Annotated in this window: 1 protein-coding gene; it reads left to right on the top strand. The window is 72.0% G+C overall.

The genetic code is table 11. From position 1 onward, the window contains the following. Window positions 1-671, top strand: a 671-nt coding sequence (locus tag FVW27_RS18320; protein ID WP_279586659.1) for a glycosyltransferase family 2 protein, incomplete at both ends; no start/stop codon positions are given.

Below are 671 nucleotides of genomic sequence, written 5' to 3'. Positions count from 1 at the left end.
CGGCCCGGCCCGGCGTGGGCATGGCGGGCACCGCCATCCGCCCCCGCACCGGCGACGACCTGCTTTCGCGTTACCTGGAACTGACCTATACCCTCAACCGGGGTGCCGCCGGTTCCGTGCCGTTCCTGCCCGGCGGGGCCTGGCTGGCCCGGCGCGACGCCTTCGAGGCGGTGGGCGGCTTTTCCGGCTACGAGGAACGCTACGGCCAGGACGCCTACCTTTCGCGCCGCCTGCGCGACAACGGCTACCTGCTGTGGGCCGTGGACGGCGTGGAGGCCTTCGAGGTGCGGCGCATAGGACGGTTGCAGATGGTGCGTCGCGGCTGGCGCTGGCAGGGCCACCACATGAAGGCCGCCCTGGACGAGGGCCGCCCGCTGGACGAAGTGCTGAACGTGGTGCTGTACTCCATGCGTGAACGCATGCTGCGCTCGCGCGCGGCAGACCCGCGCCTGCTCTATTTCGATCTGCTGTACGCCCTGCACGCCCTGATGGACACCGTGGCCCACGCGGCCCAACGCATGGGGCAGGCGGAAGGGCAAGCGACAGCCCTGGCGGGTGGCGAAGGGGCGCGCGCAGCGCTGCGCCATTCTGCGGCGGCCTTCCTGAAGCCCTGGCCGCAGCTGTGCACGGCCCTGTGCGCCGACCTGGCGGAACTGGGGCATGCCCCGCTG

It is taken from the genome of Nitratidesulfovibrio liaohensis (assembly GCF_011682075.1).
Lineage (GTDB): Bacteria > Desulfobacterota > Desulfovibrionia > Desulfovibrionales > Desulfovibrionaceae > Cupidesulfovibrio > Cupidesulfovibrio liaohensis.
The sequence above is the reverse complement of the archived record's forward strand: the minus strand, read 5'-3'. Positions and strand labels throughout refer to the sequence as shown.